Consider the following 20,115-nt stretch of genomic DNA (forward strand, 5'->3'; position numbering starts at 1 on the left):
TCTGAAGTTTATCTGTTTTTATTCGGATAAAATTTAGATTCTAAAAAGCCTAATCCATAGCCTAAAAACTGTGTTAGAGAAGTAAAAACACTTAAAAAAGCGACATATAAATTCTTATTCTGCACTAAAGAATCTAAGAATATTAACAAGAAATAAAATACATAAAAAGCTAAAAGTAAATTGTAACCAAAAACTGCTAAAATAATTGCAATATCAATTCCGATTATAAACAAACTTGGAAACCAATAGGTTGGTTTTGCAGTTTCTGGGTACTTTTTGTTTAAAATTGGTCTTGCAGTTCCGAAACCAAAAGTTTGTTTAAAAAATTGCTGAATGGTACTTCTTCTTTTGTGATATACAAATGCTTTTTCTATCAATTGCGTTTCACATTTATTTTCCCAAAGACGAAACGTTAAATCGATATCTTCTCCGTTTTTCATTTTAGAAAAACCTTGCGTTTTTTCAAATGCTTTTTTTGATAAACCTAAATTAAAACTTCTTGGTTGAAATTTACCTACAGCTTGTTTTTTACCTCGAATTCCTCCTGTTGTTAACACCGAAGACATAGAATAATTAATTGCTTTCTGTAAAGCTGTAAAACTTTTATGTGCAGCATCTGGACCACCAAAAGCATCTGTAAAGTTACTTTTTAAAGCATTTTGTACTTCTGATAAATATTGTTCTGGAACTATTACATCAGAATCTAAAATGATAAAATAGTTACCTAAAGCTTTTTCCATTCCGAAATTTCTGCTTGCTCCTGCTCCACTATTTTCTTTAAAAAAGTATTTTAAATCGAGTTGGTTTTTATACTTTTCTACAATTGACTCACTTTTATCAGATGAACCATCTTCTATAACTAACACCTCAAAATTATTAGAAAAATCTTGTTTTGTAAGACTTTCTAGCAATTCGTCAATTTCATTTGGACGATTGTAAACTGGGACAATTATGGAAAAGTATAGTTTCACTTCTTAATTTTAAATTCAATTTTATATTTCTTCACTTTAAAATCTACCAAGTCAAAAATTTTATTTCCTACTTGCTGAATTTCATTCTCTGAGATAGGATAATTTATTTTTGTTATCCAACTATTAGAAACATTTGAAAAATCTGACTCTATCATATAATCATCAGAATTTAAAATCAAGCTACTATCATTAGATTTAAACTCTAAAGTTGATCCTTTTTTAGTTTTGAAATCTGAACCACTAATTACAGTTGTATTTAGAAAAAAATATCCTCCCAATTCTTGATATTCCATATAAAGAATACCAAAATCTGATTCGCCATACTTTTCTCCAGAAACATTACTAATTTTCTCTTCAGTAAAAGTATCTACATGTGTTCTTTGCATTGATTTAATATTACCTAAAGAAGCTAAAATTGTATCTATTTTTTTAAATATTCCCATATTCAATATTTTAAACGAATTTACAAAAAGGGCTCTAAAGAAAAAATGCAAACCAATGTAGATTTACATTTAATATGCTCTTTAAGTTTTCTAAAAGTTGGCGAACAAGTTTAGCCCTGATAGAGCGATTTGTTTGAGCTCTTTTGAGGAACGAAAAAAGCGAGTAGCGAAAGCAGGAAATAGCTTCAAACCTTTCGACTGCGCTCAAGGTGACAAAAATTACTCAAATTTTTCCATAACAGCTGTACTTACACCCATATTAGAAAACCCACCATCGTGAAATAAATTTTGCAACGTAACTTTTTTTGTTAAATCTGAAAATAGGGTAATTGTATAATCTGCACATTCTAAGGCAGATGCATTGCCTAAAGGACTCATTTTTTCTGAATAATTGATAAATCCGTCAAAACCTTTTACGCCATTTCCAGCAGTTGTAGCAGTTGGAGATTGCGAAATTGTATTGACACGTACTTTGTGATCTCTACCAAAAAAGTAGCCAAAACTACGTGCAATTGACTCTAAATATGCCTTATTATCTGCCATGTCATTGTAATCTGGAAAAACTCTTTGAGCTGCCATATACGTTAACGCAACAATAGAACCCCACTCTTTCATGGCATTTTTATGATACAAAACATTTAATAATTTATGAAACGAAACCGCAGAAACATCCCAACCTTTTTTGGTGTAATCGTAGTTAGGATCTGTGTAAGGTTTCTTTTTTCGTACATTTACAGACATACCAATTGAGTGCAAAACAAAGTCGATTTTTCCTCCTAAAACCTCCATAGATTTCTCTATTAAATTTTCTAAATCTTCAACTGAAGTTGCATCAGCAGGAATAATTTGAGAACCCGTTTTTTTAGCTAAATCATCTAAATTACCCATTCTGATAGATGCTGGTGCATTTGTTAATACAAACTTCGCTCCTTCTTCATGAGCTCTTTCTGCTGTTTTCCAAGCAATTGAGTTTTCGTTTAAAGCACCAAAAATGATTCCTTTTTTTCCTTTTAGTAAGTTGTACATTATTTAGTTGTTGGTTGTTGGTTATTTGTTTTTAGTGACCACTGTTATGTGAATATTGATATTATAAATTAGTTCTCGACTGTGCTCGAACTGACATTATTTATCAACTTAAGAGTTCTTTTGCGTGTGTTAAAGCAGACTCTGAAATATCTTTACCACTTAACATTTCTGCTATTTCATTCACTCTTTCATCTTTAGATAAAAGTTTTAAATTAGTGGTCGTTACTCCTTTTATTTCTTTCTTAAATACTTTGTAATGATTTACACCTTTTGCAGCAATTTGAGGTAAATGTGTAATTGCAATTACCTGCATATTCGCGCTCATTTGTTGCATTATTGCTGCAATTTTATTAGAAACTTCACCTGAAACTCCTGTATCTATTTCATCAAAAATTATGGTTGGTAATTGTGTGTTTTCTGATAAAATAGTTTTTACAGACAACATAATTCTAGATAATTCTCCACCAGAAGCTACTTTCTTTAACTCTCCAAAACTACCTCCTTTATTAGCTGAAAATAAAAATTCTAATTCGTCTTTTCCGTTAGCAAAATAATTTTTAGTTGGTGTAATTTTTATTGAAAAACGAGCATTTTCCATTCCTAAATCTGTTAATAAAACTTGTAATTGTTTATTTAATTTAGGTATTGTTTTGGTTCTTGCATTTGAAATTAAATCTGCAACTTTGTCTAACTTTTCAGAGACATCATCTATTTCTTTTTGTTTTAGATTGATAACTTCATCTGCAGATGCTACTTGTGCTACTTTTTTTGAAAGTTTTTCGAAAATACTTATTAATTCTGTATTATTACCTACAGCATGTTTCTTCTGTAAATTGTACAATAATTGTAATCTATCATTGATTTCTTCTGCTTCATTAGGGTTAAAATCTACATTTTCATTTGCATTTTCTAACTCTGCAACAACGTCATCAATTTCTATTTTTACAGAGGTAACTCTATCTGAAAGCTCTTGATATTCTTTTGAAAACGTTGAAATTTTAGATAATCTATTTTCTAAAGTATTCAATAAATTCTGAATTCCAATTTCTTCATTAATGGTGAGCTCTAAAGATTCAGATAAATTCAACTTAATATCTTCAATATTATTAAGTTTTTCTAACTTCACTTCTAATTCTTCTTGTTCATCAACCTGAATTTTAGCTTCTTCTAACTCTTTAAAAAGGTGTAAATTATAATCGTATTGTTGATTGGCTTCTTTCTTTTCTTCTTCTAAGAAACTTAGTTCTTTTTTTAATTGATTTAGTTTTGCAAAACCTCTTTTATAAGAAGCAATTCTAGCTTGATTCTTTGCTAAAGCATCTAAAATAGAAAATTGAAAATTATTATCAGACAATTGCATTGTTTGATGCTGAGAATGTACATCAATCAATTTTGTTCTTAATTGATTTAATACAGACAACGTAACTGGTGTATCGTTAACAAATGCTCTCGATTTTCCTGAAGGAAGAATTTCTCTTCTAATAATTGTTTCTGCTTCGTAATCTAAATCTACTTCATTAAAAAAATCTTCTAAATTGTAATTAGAAATCGCAAGTTTAGCTTCTACAACACATTTTGTAGTTGTATCTTTTAATGAGGATAAATCTGCTCTGTTACCTAAAACTAAACCTAAAGCTCCTAAAAGAATCGATTTTCCTGCACCTGTTTCTCCTGTAATTATGGAAAGTCCAGATGAAAAATCAATAGATAATTGATTGATTAATGCGTAGTTATTTATGGAAAGTTGTGCTAACAAATTTTCTGAATTTTAAAAATTAAAATTAGTGAAAATTGAATGAAGATTAAAGAATAATAAGAAATTAAGTTTTACTTAATATTCTTCCACTTAGAATTGTTGTTTGGTGAAATTTTTCTAACCACTTCAGTTAGTTTATTCTGATTTCTAGTATTAGAATCATCAGTATACATATTAACTATTTCATCTGCTTTTGCATCGAAAAACAAACGTATTAAGTAGTTACCAACAGTTTTATTATAAATTCTGTCTAAAGAAATTACTACATCTTCAATTTTTTGTTTTGCAGCATTTTTATTTTTAGAAAAATTATCTAAACCATTTCTATGATAATCGTATAAAACCGTTCTATAAGTTGTAAGTTTAGGTGATAAAAAATTATCAATTAATAAAAAACGATTTTGTTTACCAACCACATTTTGCCATGAAGCTAATCCACTTTGTTGGGCTTGTAACATTACGTTTTGTGCTTCTTTTAAATAAGGCTCTCCACCATTCTTTTTAAAGGTATCTGCATCTGCACCTAATATAATATTTGCATAAAAAACAATAGTAGAAACTAAATTACTATCAAAAGAGTTTTTATTATAGATTAAAGGATCAAACTCATTGTATTTAAAATTGAAATCGTTGTCTTTTAAATTTAATACTGGAGATGCATAAGTTGAACCGTAAACAGGTCTTGTAGATTGTACTTGTAAAGTTGCAGTAAAAGTATTTGCATCTCTAGAAGCAATAATAATTGTTAGTGCGCAGTCTATTCTTTCTTCTGCTTTTACTTCTTTATTAGTCCATTTTGTTTGATTAACAAACTCTGATAAAGATTTTTCTAATGTTTTAAAAACTTGTGTATTTGAACCTTGAACCTGATTATAGTTAACAGTAACTAAACAATTTAATTCTTGTGAATTCATCACAGAAACTGATAATAATAACAGAAAAAAGGCTACAAGTTTACGCATTTATCTTTTTTACAATTTCATTTATAATATCTACTGCTACTTCAACTTTAGATTTTAATTGAAATGATTTTTCATTCAAATCTTTATCAATAATAGTAATTTTATTGGTATCAGTTGCAAAACCAGCACCTTTATCTTGTAAAGAATTTAAAACAATAGCATCTAAATTCTTTTTTTCTAACTTTCCTTTAGCATTTTCTAATTCATTATTAGTTTCTAAAGCAAAACCAACTAAAAATTGGTTCTTTTTAATTTTACCTAAAGAAGCTAAAATATCTTTTGTTGGTGCTAACTCAATATCTAACGTAACATCTTTCTTTTTTATTTTCTGAGTAGCAACATTTTTTGGCTTATAATCTGCCACTGCCGCAGATAGAATTGCAATATCTACATCATTAAAATAATTATGAGTAGCATTGTACATTTCATCAGCAGAAACAACATCGATTCTATGTACTAAAGAATGTGATATTTGTTGATGACTTGGACCAGAAATTAAATAAACTTCTGCACCTAAATTAGCGGCTGCTTTTGCAATTGCAAACCCCATTTTACCAGAAGAATGGTTTCCTATAAAACGTACAGGATCAATTGCTTCATATGTAGGTCCTGCAGTTAAAAGGAGTTTTTTTCCTTTTAAAGGTAATTTAGATAGTACATCATTTTCTATAAATAATACAATATCTTCTGGTTCTGCCATTCTTCCTTCACCCACTAAACCACTTGCTAGTTCACCAGAAGTTGCAGGTATAATTGTGTTTCCAAAAGATTGTAATTTTTCTAAACTGTCTTTTGTAGATGGATGAATATACATGTCTAAATCCATTGCAGGTGCAAAATAAACTGGACATTTTGCTGATAAATAGGTTGCTAACAACAAGTTATTGCAAGTACCATTTGCCATTTTAGACATTGTATTAGCTGTTGCAGGAGCAATTACCAAATAATCTGCCCAAAGACCTAAATCTACATGATTGTTCCACAATTCATTTTCTTCATCTTCTTTATCATAAAAAGTAGAATGAACAGGATTTTTAGAAAGTGTGGAAAGTGTAAGAGGTGTTATAAAATCTTTAGACGCAGGAGTCATTACTACTTTGACTTCTGCGCCCGATTTTATAAATAAACGAACTAAACTAGCCGTTTTATAAGCGGCAATTCCTGCAGTTATACCTAAAAGAATCTTTTTACCACTTAAAATTGACATTATTCTGCGTCTGGAGTTCTAAAATATACTTTGTTATTTAACCACTCTTCAACAGCAATTGCAGTTGGTTTTGGCAATCTTTCGTAAAATTTAGAAACTTCTATTTGTTCTTTGTTTTCAAAAACTTCTTCTAAGCTATCATTGTAAGTAGCAAACTCATCTAATTTATCTACTAACTCTTTTTTTAAGTCACCATTAATTTGAGTGGCTCTTTTAGCAATAATAGAAATAGCCTCATAAATATTTTCTGTAGGAGCTTCTATTACCTCTTTATTATAAGTAATAGTACTTAATGCTGCTTTTGTATCTTTATAATCCATCTTAAATATTATTTCTTTAATGATTTTTGATATTCTTTTTGTTTTGCAATTATATCTTCTGCTACTTTCTTTTCAGCATTTAATGTAACTACCATTTTATTTGCTTCTTCCATAAATTTAGATTCAGGAAAATTTCTTTTTAACTTTTCATAAGCTTCCATTGCGTCTTTTATACGCTCTGGCTTTCTTCTTACAGTACTTTTTAAAACAAAATCATGAGCTGCTTTAAGTCTGTACAGTAAAGCTTCTTCTTTAAATTCTGACCCTAAATAATCTGATAATAAATTATCGAAAGCCTGTATAGCTGCTTTGTAGTTTCTTAAATCGTAATCTGATGTTCTGTAATACGTTTTAGCAATTTCGAAATATTTTTTCTGAAGCTTATATCTTAACTCTTTATAATGCATATTAGCTTCATCTATTTTGTCTGAATCTGGATATGTATTTATAAAACTTTGAAATGCTTCTAAAGCCTTGTTTGTATCTGTTGGATCTAAACTAAAAGGTGGAGAAGCTAATTTATAACTATAAGCTGATAAAAAATCGGCTTCTTCTTTTTTAGAACTTTTTGGGTAATTCTTAGCAAATCTATCAAAATAATAACCTGCTATACTATAATTTTTTTCGTTAAAATTAGATTGTGCAATCATAAAAGATATACGCTCCATCTGTGGTTTACCTCTATAAGTTGGTGTAACTTTTTCGAATAAACGTAAGGCTTTACTATACTTTTTACTTTCGTACATCTTGGTTGCCATTTTATATTGGTCTTCTGATGTACCTTTGTTTAATACTTTTTGATATTCTCCACATGAAAATAATACAAGTGAAACTATCAATAAATACGCTAAATTTTTAATTTTTTGCATCGTGCAAAATTAGGAATTAAATATGGATTAATAAAACGTTTTTTTACACAGAAAATTGTGTATTGCAATATTCAACAAAAAAGACTTAAAAAAGTTATAAAATGGTACTAAAAGTTTGTTAAGGTTGTTGTGTTGTATCTTCTACAATTAATTGTTTAATATCATTGTCAAAAAGATAAAACCCACTTCTATCATCTCCAATTAAATTAATCTTATCTAAAATATTTCTAGCTAAAGCTTCTTCTTCTATTTGCTCAGAAACATACCATTGTAAGAAATTATGTGTAGCATAATCTTTTTCTTGTAAAGAAATATCTACAAGATCATTAATTGAGGCAGAAACTGCTACTTCGTGATTAAATAATTCTTCGAATAATTCTTTAAAAGATTTAAAAGAAACACGTGGAGCTTCTAGAGAAGAAACCACTGCATGCCCTCCTCTTTCATTTATGAACTTTACAAGCTTTAGCATATGCATTCTTTCTTCATCTGAATGCGCATACATAAATTGAGAAACCCCCTCAAAACCTTGTGTTTCAGCCCAAGAAGCCATTGCCAAATATGCTTGAGAAGATTGTGCTTCTATGGTTACTTGTTTATTTAGTGCGTCTTGTATTTTAGCTGATAACATAGTATATTATTAAAATTCTCTTACAAATTTAGCAATTTTACATGAAAGTTCTGCGCTTGCTTTTACTAATGGTAAACGTACGTCGTTTTTACAAAAATTTAATTCTTGTAAAACTGTTTTAATCCCTGCAGGGTTATTTTCTTCAAATATATAATCTATTATATTCATCATTTTATAATGAATTTTATAACCTTCTTTATTGTTTCCTTGTAAACCATGATTCATCATTTGAGAAAATTGCTTTGGAAATGCCTGCCCAATTACAGATATTACGCCAGAACCTCCTGCTAAAGCTACTCCTAAAGCTAAATCATCATCACCAGAAATAATTAAAAAATCTGCTGGTTTATCTTTTATTAAAGTATAATACTGTTGTACATTATTTCCTGCTTCTTTTATAGCAACAACGTTTTTAAAATCATTTGCTAAACGAATTGTAGTTGCTGGCTCCATGTTTTTTGCGGTTCTACCTGGTACATTATATAAAATAATTGGTAAATCTGTAGCTTCTGCAATAGCTTTAAAATGTTGATAAAAGCCTTCTTGAGTTGGCTTACTATAATAAGGAGCTACTGTAAGTATACCATCTAAACCTGTAAAATTTCTTGTTTTTAACTCTTCTACAACCAAAGCTGTATTATTACCTCCTACTCCTAAAACTAAAGGTAAACGTTTATTATTTGTTTTAATAATAACATCTATAATTTCTTGCTTTTCTTCTTTGGTAATAGTTGCACTTTCTGCTGTTGTACCATTGATAACTAAGTAATCTGTTCCGTTTTCAATATTATAATTAACCAATTTAACTAGTGCTTCAAAATCTACACTTAAATCTTCATTAAAAGGTGTAATTAACGCAACTCCAGTTCCAATAAATTTTTGCATTCTATAGTATATTTAAAGATGCAAAATTACACTTTTAAGATTAATCTTATCATTAAAAATTATTTTCTTAATAAGAATAAACAACTTTAATCTTAAAGTTTAATTTTTTATTTTTTTTAGTATTTTAAGATACTTTTTAAGCTCTAAAGAAAATTGTTTTAGGTTTTCTATTTTCTCTGATATTTCTATTTCGTAAAGCTTAGAATTAACATCAGAAAAACCAACCTTAAAAGTTGCTTTAGATTGAAAAACTGCTTTTTCTAAGTAAAGATGTTCTGTATTAAAATATCCAATAACTAAATCAAATGGTTGCTCTAAAAAGTTTTTTAAAGTAGGTGCTATAAACTCACCTTTCCAATTTACATCTTTTTCTGTAAAGTTTTTATTAGAATCTTCTTCTAACTTATTAAATTTTTTAAAACTATATATTTTAGAATTCTTAACTCCTAAAATTGTTTCAATTTCTAATTGTAATTCCATTTCTTTTGAAAGTTCTTCTGTGGTTAGAATAGCCACCGTTTGAATTTCATTTTGAGAAACTTCTCTACTGCCTTTTAACTTAGATAGTTTTTTATTAAAATTACTTTTAATCCTAGATTCTTTTAATTTTTTTAAATTCATTAATTAGTTCTGAATTTCTAATAAAATAAATTGATTTATTTGTCTGCCATAGGCTTGAAAATTATCGTCTGTAATCAAAAGTAACGATTGATTTCCGTTTTCTAATTTGGGACCAAAAGTAATTCCTTCTATATTATCAATTATAGATTCTGTTAATTGACTTTTAATATCATTAAAATCTAGTAACAATCTTTTATTTATTGGAGTGTATTTTGTTTTTTTTAAAGACTCTATTTCTAAAACGTTGGTAGACTTATCATCAATTGAAGCATGAAAAATTCTTAAAGTATTGCCATAAACTCCATATCCACTTTGATAAGCTCTTTCTACTATTAAAAAATTATTTTTTTTAAATTCTAAAATAGACGTTACCCCATTTAGGTTAATATTTCCTTTTGGTGGCTTAGAAATACTTTCTAATTGATATGCATATTGTTTTGTTGCTTGTTTTTTTTCTTTATCAAAATATGTAATTCTTACTGGTGAAGAAGTTTTTTTTAAAGTGGGTTCATCTCCATCTACAAGCAAAGGAGATTCCATTGCTACCCAAAAACCCTTATGATCAATACTTTTTGAAGACCCTTCAAAAACACCATTATGTTTTAATTTTACAATTGAATTTGGAACAAAATAATCTGGAATTTTATAATTATGTATAAAATTACCCAAAGAATCTGTTGTAAAAACAGAAGGACTTTTAAGCCTTTTTATAGACCCCTCACTTACAAAATTAACTTGTTGTGTTTCTTCATCTATAAAAATAGACTCTAAATCTAAAACGTAATCTTTATAAAAAGGAGTTGTAGAGTCTTTTAAATAAACTACCTTCTTAAAATCTATAGATTGAATTTTATTTTTTTGAATATTAATTTTAGCTTTCAAAAATCTTGGTGTTTTAGCATCATCTATAACGAAATAATAATAGCCTTTAGAGTAATCTACCCCAGAGAGACCTCCAATAATAGAATTATTAAAAGACAAAGAATCTTTTAAAATATACTCATCTAAGAAGTTGAGTGAAACATCTTGTCTTTTAGTACAGGAATAAACAAGAAAAGATAATAAAATTAAGATAAATTTATTTTTCATTTTTGATAATAATCTACAATTATCAAATATAAACATTATGCCTATTTTACAATAAATTCTTAGCTAAAAGATTCGATAAAATTAATTATATGAGTCTAATTTTATACTCATTTTAAAAATTATATTTTTTTGTTGCTTGTTTAAATAATTCTTTTTAATATTGTAATGTAATTATAATTTAATATTTAATTATAGTTACTATTTTCCCCTAAATTAATACATATGAAGTAAATTTTTTTGTTATCCCCCTAATTGTTAGTCCCCCCTAAAATAGCTAATAATTAACAAGAATAAATAAAAAATATCTATTTATTTAGAACTTAAAAAGCAGTTACAAAATGTAACTGCTTTTTTATTTTACTTAAAATTATTTTTTTAAGAATTTTTAACCATCATTGCTTTACATATTAGATACTGAGCTAAAATATAAGTAATCATAACACTTATACCATATACTTCTCTAGCTTCATAAAACCTATTAATTGCCAATAAACTATCTGAAATTATAAAAATTACGGCTCCAAAAAACAACCATAAGTTTTCTTTTCTTTTAGTTTGATTGTAATTTAAAACAGTTAATAACCCAAAAGTAGAAATTACTATACCGTAAATAATCACAGGTATCAACATTTCTCCTAAATTGTCTTTTATCAAAAAAACTACACTACCAAAAGAAAAAATAAAAGGAATTGAAAAACCAATTATTTTAAACATTGATATTGATTTTAAATAACCAGAAGATATTTTTATATACAATATATGCCCAATTAAAAATGAAAACAATCCAAATAAGAAAAACTGATCTTTAAAAAGTAAAAATGTATCGCCCCAAAAAGAGAAAAATAATGCAGAAACATACCAAAAATTTGCTTTTTTAACCGAAGACAAATAAACAATTGCTAAAGAAATTGTAATAAATGGCTTTGTAAAAAATGCCAAAGCATCATTTTGTAAAAGTCCTAAAAGATGAAGACTTACGACAATTAAAAATAAAATAGAAAAAATTTTAGTTTTTGCCATTTATAATTTTCTTCTATTATCTTCAGACTGAGTATCTATTAACTTATTATAAGGGTCTATCCCTACTTCAGTTGGTTTTTTATCTACGATAATTGTTATTTTATTATTGATTTCAGTAACCTTATGTTTCTTTAAATACAGTTCTTTTTCTTTAGTTACGCCATCAATCTCTTCTTCTGTAAAAATACCAATATCAATATAATCTGCTAATGGAACAGATAATATTGGTTTTTTCATCTTGTCTGTTTTATAAGATAAAGTATCACCTGTTTTCTCTCCATAATAACGTTTTCCTTTTTTATCATTTCTATATTTAGAGACTTCAAATTCTATTTCTACTTCGTATTTTCCATTCTCTAATTCAGTAGATTTTGCATCTAAAATTCTATTTCTATATAAAGTAATCGTTTCAAACATATCTTTAATTACATATTGTAAAGAATCTGGTGTTGCTTCTTTAATATAATCAACCATTTCAATAGAAGTTGTGTAGGGTGGCTCTTGAAACTTCACTTTTTCTACATATTTTTTTAAAGCTCCATTAAGTTTTTCTTCTCCAATATAATCACTTAAGGCATAAAATACTAAAGACCCTTTTTGATAACGAATATACCCTTGACCATCATTATACATTAACGCATTTTCACGTTTTCTTTCTAAAGTTCTTTGCAATAAATAGTCATCTAAAGCTTTCTTTAAAAATGTACGCATTTTTCCTTTTCCATGTTGATGTTCTAACACTTTTAAAGAAACATATTCAGCCAAACTTTCAGATAACATTGTTGCGCCTAAAACATCTGCTCCAATAACTTGATGTGCCCACCATTGATGCGCAACTTCATGCGCTGTAATTGCAAAAGGATAATCTACTCCATCTTCATTTTTATCATCAACATCAGCAATAAAACCAACACCTTCTGAAAACGGAATTGTATTTGGAAAAGATTGTGCAAAGCTACCTCCTGTTCTTGGAAACTCTATAATTCTTGCTTGCTTATGTTGATAAGGACTAAAGTTTTTAGAGTTATAATCTAAAGAAGCTTTCATTCCTTTCATCATTCTGTCTAAATTAAACTCATGACCTTTATGATAATAAATTTCTAAACTAATTCCTTGCCACATTTCTTTTTTAACTTCATATCTAGCAGAATTGAAAGCGTAAAAGTTCAATATTTTACTATCCATTTTATAATGAAAATATTTACGATTACCTTCAGTCCATTCTTTTTGCAAATAACCTGGCGCAATTGCAATTTGATCTCTAGAAGTAGAAACTGTTGCTTCAAAATCTATCCAATCTGAATCTTTTGAAATATAGGTATCACCTAAAGCTGTTGAATCTGAAGGATGAGGACGTAAATCATTTGGTGGTAAATCGTATTTTTTACGTGTTTTATTATCTGTTAATTCTGCTTGAGAACTATAGCCCAAAGAAGGAAACATTGAAAAATTATTAATAAATGTTCCATTTTCTCTTACAGGAGATCTTCTTCTGTAGGTTGTATTCTTTTTACTTTTTACTGAAATTGCTAATTTTAAAGTATCTCCTGGTAAAATCCTCTCTTTAAAACGATACATATCAAAATGCTGAATGGTATCCTCTAAAACCAAAGTATTTTCTTTACTAAAATTAAACGTTGATTCTAATGAATTATGATTTAAAAACAACGTATCAATTGCTGTGTCTGTTTTATTTACCATAATGAAAGTTGCAGAAGCATCAAACAATCTTTCTTTTGGAAAAATGTTTACATCTGTCTTTACAGAAACAATTCTTGGCTGTGCATATTTTTCATATCTTTTATAGGTTTTCTCCCAAGAAACACTTTGTAACTCTGCTTCTTTAGATGAAGTCTTTTTTCCTTTTGCTCCTGTTTCTTGATAAATTGAATATCCTAATCCTAAAAAAGCGATTAAGAAAACACCAAAACTTATTGCTGCAAATCCTTTAAAACGAGATTTTGCTATAGAAATTCTTTCTAAAAAAGAACTCGGAATTCCACGAACCCAGAATAAAAAAGAAGAAACTAACAATACTAATCCTCCTAAAACCCAGTAAACTTTATACACTAAATAAGGAGTTAAAATTCCATATCCATTCATATCAGAATAACTAAATCTTGGTCCTTGATTGTATTTATAAATTGATAATTCTATTCCAGCCAATGATAAAAATGGCATCCCAATAGAAATTACTAATAATACAAATAAACCTAAATATGGGTTTCCTATTAAAGTTTGAATAAAAATTGATAGTAATGCCCAAATAAAATAACTTAAGAAGTTTAATAAATATAGCTCCATTAAATAATGGCCTATTTCAAAATTATAAAATCCATTGTATGCTTGAAAAACCATACCTGAAACCATAATTACCGCCAATAACACCAACTGCATTTTTATTAAAGCAATTACTTTAGAGAATAATAATGTCCAGTTAGGAATTGGAGTTGCATCAACCAAATGATTTACTTTGGCAATTTTAGCTCTATGCACTAACATACCTGCATATAAAAATGTGCATATATTAATAGAAGCTGCAAAAACACCTCCTGTACTTAACATTTTCCAAGTAACAGGTAAAGTTGCTGTTCCAAAAAGGTTACCAATTTCTGATAAACCAACAATTATTAAAACAATACCAACCAATACTATTGAAATAAAAGCCCAACTTTTAACAATATATTTAAAGTCGATATTAGATAATTTCCAAGTAGTTTTTAAGTTTTGAAGGAAAGAATAATCATAAGAAACTTTTGGTAAAACTATTTTTGTTACTCCGCTAAAATTAGTTTTTGTAACTCTTTCTGCTTTAGGTTTTCTAAAAGAAATAGAAATTGCATTCTGACTAAATGTAAAGAATTTATATACTAAACTAAATATAATTGTTGAAATTGCCAACCATAACAAACGATTGTAAATAATCATTTCTTTAATTGGAATTTGCAATTCATTTTGCTCAGAAGGTGTCCAATATTTTGTATAATAATTAGTTGCAGCAGAACCAAAAGGATCTAAAATTGCAGCTAAAGTTCTGTGTTCTGGCTCAGAAAGTAAGCTTTCTAAAACTCCTTGACCAAACATTAATATAATAACCGTAATAAAACCTGCCGCTATATTTCTAGTAAAAGCAACTACAGCAAAAACAATAGCACCAAACAATAAAACATTTGGTAAAATAAAAACAAAATACGTTTGTAAATACGTTGTTATATTAAACGAACCAACAAGATCTGGATTTGTACCAGGAAATCGAAAACCAATAATCATACCTAATGCAATAGAAAATACAATTACTGTAACTACTATTATTGAACTAAAAAACTTTGCAAATAAATAATTTGCTTTTGTAAAAGGATAAGAATATAGGATTGTATGCATCTCACTCTTAAAATCTCTAAAGACAGAAACACCTACAATAGAAGGAAATAAGAAGAAAATAAAAATGGTTAATGCATTAAATAAACCTGAAACACCTATTGGTGAATTTACAATTCTAGAAGAACCAGTTGTGGCTGTTACAGAATCGAAAAAACCAGCAGTTGCAGCTGATAAAAAGAATGCTAATAATAAGAAAATACCTATATAAATATAAAATGCTGGTTTGTTAAACCAATATTTTAATTCTTGTTTGAAAATAGTTGAAAACATAATTTAAATGTGTAAAAGTTGAACTGTTAAATTGTTTAATCGTACTGTTTATGCAATAACAGGTTCATCTTGTTTTAAAGCGATAAAATACACATCATCTAATTGTGGTTCTGATGCCACAAAATCTTCAGATGGTTTTTCTACAGCATGCACTCTAATATTTAAGGTATTATCTTGATTGTAATTAGAAGAAAGAATATTAAAGTTCTTTTCATTTTCTTCCAATTCTTCTCTAGTAATAATTTTCGTCCAAATTGTATTCGCAATTTCTTTTGTAGCTTCTAAAGGAGTTGTATGTTTTAAAATTCTTCCTCCATTTAAAATTGCCATTTCATTACACAATTCTTTTACATCTTCTACAATATGAGTAGAAAAAATTACAGTTGTATTGGTACCTACTTCACGTAAAACATTTAAAAAACGATGACGTTCTGCAGGATCTAAACCTGCTGTAGGTTCATCAACAATAATTAATTTAGGATTGTTTAAAAGTAATTGTGCAATACCAAAACGTTGCTTCATCCCTCCAGAATAACCAGCAACATGTTTGCGTCTTACATCATATAAATTGGTAATCTCTAAAACTTCTTTTACAATTTCTTTTCTTTCTGATGTATTAGAAATCCCTTTTAAAGTAGCAAAATAATCCAACAAATCTTCCGCAGACATTTTAGGATACACTCCAAAAGATTGAGGCAAATAACCCAACACTTTTCTTAAAGACATGTTGTCTTCTAACACATCAATATCACCAAATTTAATTGAACCAGAATCAGGACTTTGTAACGTTGCAATTGTTCTCATTAAAGATGATTTACCTGCTCCATTAGGACCTAACAAACCAAACATTCCTGTACCAATTTCTATGCTTAAATTGTCTATTGCTTTTACTCCGTTTTTATACGTCTTGGTTAAATTTTTAATTACTAATTTCATATAAGATTTTTTACTTGTTTTTGAAATAATTTTATTTTATTTTTATTTCTTCTCTAAATTTAACATTTACAAAACACTAATTCTGTATGTTAAATTAATGTTTTTGATTTCAATTATAACAACTACCCGTTATTTGTTTAACATTTATTCAGAGATATTACACAAATTAACAATTTTAAAACTAAAATTTAAACACATATTAAAAATTTCGCTTTTTAAATAATATAAGCTCCTATTCACTTCTACCTTTTGTCTATTATCAATAGTAAATTTTAGTATTAAAAGCCTAATATTAATAAGCTTTTTACAATTAAAAAATAAGCCTTTTTTTATGTAAAAAAGAATAAAAGTAAAATGTTATTTCTCATAAAACATTAAAATAAACTAACAATTTTAATCTTTACATCGGTTTAATGTAACAACCAAAAAACGTTCGTTTGAAACAACAATGCATCAATCTAAAAAAGAAAAATTGTGTTTTGGTAAATACTTTTTCATCACACCAAATTAACATTATAATAAACAATACGTCATCTTAATTTTAGTTTTGATTCTTTTCTTTACAGCATTAATTAACTCATAAAAAACAAAATGAAAAAAATTACTTTTTTTGCTAGTTTACTAGTATTCTCATTTACTACTGTTAAAGCTCAAAACGAGTTAACACACTTAGCTAGTTATAAAACGAACACGGTAGATGCTGCTGAAACTGTTGCCTATGATGCAACTAAACAACAAGCTTTTTTCACCAATTCTGATGCCAATAGTTTTACTATAGTAGATATTAGTGATTCTGCAAACCCAACATTAATTAAAAACGTAAGTTTAACAACTTATGGGGGAGGACCAAATTCAATTGCTATTAAAGGAAACATCGTTGCAATAGCAATTGAAGCTAATGTAAAACAGGATGCTGGAAAAGTTGTGTTTTTTGATTTAAACGGGACTTATATTTCTCAAATTACGGTTGGTGCTTTACCAGATATGTTAACTTTTACTCCAGATGGTACTAAAATAATAGTAGCAAACGAAGGTGAACCTTCAGATGATTATACCAATGATCCAGAAGGCACAATTTCTATAATAGATATAACTAGTGGTGCTGCTTCTGCATCAGTAACATCTTCTATTAACTTTAATAACTATGATGATAAAAAAATATCACTTCAAAATAAAGGAGTTCGTATTTTTGGAAACAATGGTAATGCTACCGTATCACAAGATATGGAGCCTGAGTTCATAACTGTTATAGAAGATGGAACTAAAGCATATGTAAGCTGTCAAGAAAATAATGCGCTAGTAGTTATTGACTTAACAAATAATACAATTTTAGACATTTTACCTTTAGGATATAAAAACCATAATTTAGGAACACCAACTGTTTCAAGTTATATTTTAAATGAATTAGAAACTGATTGGCCAGTTTTAGGAACACCTATTTATGATGGAGGTCAGCCAGAAGTTAATTTAGGAGGTTTTTCTGGATTATTTTATGATGCTGCAAATTCTACTGCTACAGATTACGTCTTTTATGCCGTTCCAGATAGAGGTCCAAATGATGGTGCGGTTAATAAAGCTACTGTATCTCCTACTGCTGCTCAAAACTTGAGACCATTTAAATTACCTAATTATCAAGGTAGAATTGCAAAATTCACTTTAAATAAAACCACAGGAAGTATTACATTAAACAATCAAATTCTATTAACTAGAAAAGATGGTACAACACCTATAACAGGAAAAGGAAATATTCCGGGATACGATGAAGTACCTGTAACATATACAGACGCAGCTACTTCTTACACAAATGTAGATTATACTCTTGAATCAGAAGAATATCATACATTACCTTATGATACTTATGGAGGAGATTTTGAAGGTATTTTAAGAGATAAAGATGGTGATTTTTGGATGTGTGATGAATACAGACCTGCTCTATATAAATTTGATGTAACAGGTAAATTAATAGAACGTTACGTATCTAAAGGAGTCTCATTATTAGGTACAACTCCTCAAGCAGAAGGGTTTTATGGATCAGAAACTTTGCCAGAGGTTTATAATAAAAGATGGGCTAACAGAGGTTTTGAAGCTATTGCATATGATGAAACAAATCATATTATTTATGCTTTTATACAATCTCCTTTATACAATCCATCAAGTATAACTAAAAACAATTCTGATGTGATTAGAATTTTAGGTATTAACGCAGATACTGGTATTCCTGTTAGTGAATATGTATATTTATTAGAAAGAAATAAAGACGCAGGTTATTCTTCTTCTAGAATAGACAAAATTGGAGATGCTGTTTATACAGGTAATGGTAAGTTTTTGGTAATTGAAAGAGATTCTGAAGGGCCAACTATTAATTATGGTAAAAAATATATTTTTGAAATAGATATTAATTATGCTACGAATATTCTTGGTACTACTTTAACAGGAACTAAAGAATTAGAAGAATTAACTGCTGATGAAATAGCAGCACAAAACATTCTTACAGTTCATAAAAACAAAGTAGTTAATCTACCAAGTGTAGGGTACCAAGGTTCTGACAAAGCAGAAGGTATTGCTTTATTACCAAATAATGAAATCGCAATAATTAATGATAACGATTTTGGTTTAGCTGGAGCAGGAATTACTGATAATAGTGTTTTAGGTATTGTTTCTTTTGCAAACGATTATGGTTTTGATGCATCAAATAAAGATGACGTTATTAATATTACACAGCACCCAACTTTAGGTATGTTTATGCCAGATGCTATTACTTCATATAGTGCAAATGGCACTAATTATATAGTAACTGCAAATGAAGGTGACTCAAGAGATTATGACGGTTATTCTGAAGAAGTACGTGTTAAAGATTTAACTTTAAACAGTTCATATTATCCTGATGCTGCAACACTTCAAACTGATACTGATTTAGGAAGATTAAAGACAACTACTGCAACAGGAGATTATAATAATGATGGTACTATAGAGCAAATTTACTCTTATGGAGCCAGATCATTTTCAATTTTTGACGAATATGGAAACATTGTATTTGATAGTGCAGATCAGTTTGGTCAAAAAATTGCTACTGAAGAAACTGATTTATTTAATCAAGATGATGGAGAAAAAGATGGAAGATCTGATGATAAAGGAAGTGAGCCAGAAGCTGTAGCTGTTGGTACAATTGATGGAAAAACTTACGCTTTTATTGGTTTAGAAAGACAAAGTGCTATTTTAATGTATGATATTACAGACCCTAAAGATGTTGAATTTATTACTTATTATAAAGGGAATAGAACATCTGGAGATACTGCTCCTGAAATTATAAAATTTGTTTCTGCTGCAGATAGTCCAAATTCTAAAAATATACTTTTAGTTGGTTATGAAGTAAGTGGTACTTTAGGTATTATACAAGTTGATGAAACTGCATTAAGTATTAGTGAGGTAGTTGCTAAAAACGATTTTAAAATATATCCTAACCCAGTAACACAAGGAACTTTAAAGTTTAATAAAACAATCTCCGGAACTATTTATAATCTGAGTGGACAAGAAATAAAAACTTTTGAAAACGAAACTTTTTTAAATGTATCACAATTAATTTCAGGAGTTTATATTATAAAAACAAAAAAACACGGTGTAAAACGTTTTCTTAAATTCTAAGAATTCATAAATAATTTGTTATTTAAAAATCCCAATCATTAGATTGGGATTTTTTTATTAAAATTTATCTATTTTAAATTCAGCAT

At 28.2% G+C, this 20,115-nt stretch carries 16 protein-coding genes; 1 reads left to right on the forward strand and 15 read right to left on the reverse strand.

Going from position 1 to position 20,115, the window contains the following annotated elements:
• Positions 1-8 precede the first annotated feature (8 nt).
• From ABJG40_RS12545 to ABJG40_RS12615, 15 genes are all read right to left on the reverse strand, one after another.
• On the reverse strand, positions 9-971 hold the full coding sequence (locus ABJG40_RS12545; RefSeq protein WP_348024927.1) for a glycosyltransferase: 963 nt from the start codon (positions 969-971) through the stop codon (positions 9-11).
• Entirely contained in the window at positions 968-1,414 is a 447-nt protein-coding gene (locus ABJG40_RS12550; RefSeq protein ID WP_348024928.1) for a hypothetical protein, read from the reverse strand. Before ABJG40_RS12550 ends, ABJG40_RS12545 begins: the two co-directional genes overlap by 4 nt.
• Positions 1,415-1,633: 219 nt before the next feature.
• The gene (locus ABJG40_RS12555) at positions 1,634-2,440 is read right to left on the reverse strand and encodes an SDR family oxidoreductase (RefSeq protein ID WP_348024929.1); all 807 of its coding nucleotides are present in this window, start codon (positions 2,438-2,440) and stop codon (positions 1,634-1,636) included.
• A 103-nt stretch (positions 2,441-2,543) separates the two neighbouring features.
• Positions 2,544-4,196, reverse strand: a complete 1,653-nt coding sequence (gene recN / locus ABJG40_RS12560; RefSeq protein ID WP_348024930.1) for a DNA repair protein RecN — start codon at positions 4,194-4,196, stop codon at positions 2,544-2,546.
• A gap of 71 nt (positions 4,197-4,267) precedes the next feature.
• Positions 4,268-5,158: a DUF4835 family protein gene (locus ABJG40_RS12565; protein WP_348024931.1), complete on the reverse strand. Its 891-nt coding sequence runs from the start codon at positions 5,156-5,158 to the stop codon at positions 4,268-4,270.
• On the reverse strand, positions 5,151-6,365 hold the full coding sequence (coaBC, locus tag ABJG40_RS12570) for a bifunctional phosphopantothenoylcysteine decarboxylase/phosphopantothenate--cysteine ligase CoaBC (RefSeq protein WP_348024932.1): 1,215 nt from the start codon (positions 6,363-6,365) through the stop codon (positions 5,151-5,153). The genes ABJG40_RS12565 and coaBC overlap by 8 nt, the downstream gene beginning before the upstream one ends.
• Positions 6,365-6,685: a DNA-directed RNA polymerase subunit omega gene (locus tag ABJG40_RS12575; RefSeq protein WP_348024933.1), complete on the reverse strand. Its 321-nt coding sequence runs from the start codon at positions 6,683-6,685 to the stop codon at positions 6,365-6,367. The genes coaBC and ABJG40_RS12575 overlap by 1 nt, the downstream gene beginning before the upstream one ends.
• Positions 6,686-6,693: 8 nt before the next feature.
• Complete coding sequence (gene bamD, locus ABJG40_RS12580; RefSeq protein WP_348024934.1) at positions 6,694-7,554, reverse strand: outer membrane protein assembly factor BamD; 861 nt, start codon at positions 7,552-7,554, stop codon at positions 6,694-6,696.
• A 118-nt stretch (positions 7,555-7,672) separates the two neighbouring features.
• A complete protein-coding gene (locus ABJG40_RS12585; RefSeq protein ID WP_348024935.1) occupies positions 7,673-8,185 on the reverse strand; it encodes a ferritin in 513 nt (170 codons plus the stop codon).
• A gap of 9 nt (positions 8,186-8,194) precedes the next feature.
• Positions 8,195-9,070 carry a 4-hydroxy-tetrahydrodipicolinate synthase gene (dapA, locus tag ABJG40_RS12590; RefSeq protein WP_348024936.1) on the reverse strand — a complete coding sequence of 292 codons (876 nt, stop codon included), beginning with the start codon at positions 9,068-9,070 and terminating at the stop codon, positions 8,195-8,197.
• 99 nt (positions 9,071-9,169) lie between these two features.
• Positions 9,170-9,691, reverse strand: a complete 522-nt coding sequence (locus ABJG40_RS12595; protein ID WP_348024937.1) for a hypothetical protein — start codon at positions 9,689-9,691, stop codon at positions 9,170-9,172.
• Positions 9,692-9,694: 3 nt separating this feature from the next.
• On the reverse strand, positions 9,695-10,780 hold the full coding sequence (locus ABJG40_RS12600) for an esterase-like activity of phytase family protein (protein ID WP_348024938.1): 1,086 nt from the start codon (positions 10,778-10,780) through the stop codon (positions 9,695-9,697).
• Positions 10,781-11,155: 375 nt separating this feature from the next.
• On the reverse strand, positions 11,156-11,800 hold the full coding sequence (locus tag ABJG40_RS12605; RefSeq protein ID WP_348024939.1) for a lysoplasmalogenase: 645 nt from the start codon (positions 11,798-11,800) through the stop codon (positions 11,156-11,158).
• Positions 11,801-15,451 (reverse strand): M1 family aminopeptidase, encoded by a 3,651-nt coding sequence (locus tag ABJG40_RS12610; protein WP_348024940.1) that lies wholly within the window; start codon positions 15,449-15,451, stop codon positions 11,801-11,803. It lies immediately after the preceding gene.
• 48 nt (positions 15,452-15,499) lie between these two features.
• Positions 15,500-16,387, reverse strand: coding sequence for an ABC transporter ATP-binding protein (locus ABJG40_RS12615; RefSeq protein ID WP_348024941.1), 888 nt, complete (start codon positions 16,385-16,387; stop codon positions 15,500-15,502).
• A gap of 591 nt (positions 16,388-16,978) precedes the next feature.
• On the opposite strand from ABJG40_RS12615, the gene ABJG40_RS12620 reads away from it, so the two are divergent.
• On the forward strand, positions 16,979-20,029 hold the full coding sequence (locus tag ABJG40_RS12620; protein ID WP_348024942.1) for an esterase-like activity of phytase family protein: 3,051 nt from the start codon (positions 16,979-16,981) through the stop codon (positions 20,027-20,029).
• The last annotated feature ends 86 nt before the right edge of the window (positions 20,030-20,115 follow it).

Source organism: Polaribacter sp. (assembly GCF_039939415.1).
Classification (GTDB): Bacteria; Bacteroidota; Bacteroidia; order Flavobacteriales; family Flavobacteriaceae; genus Polaribacter.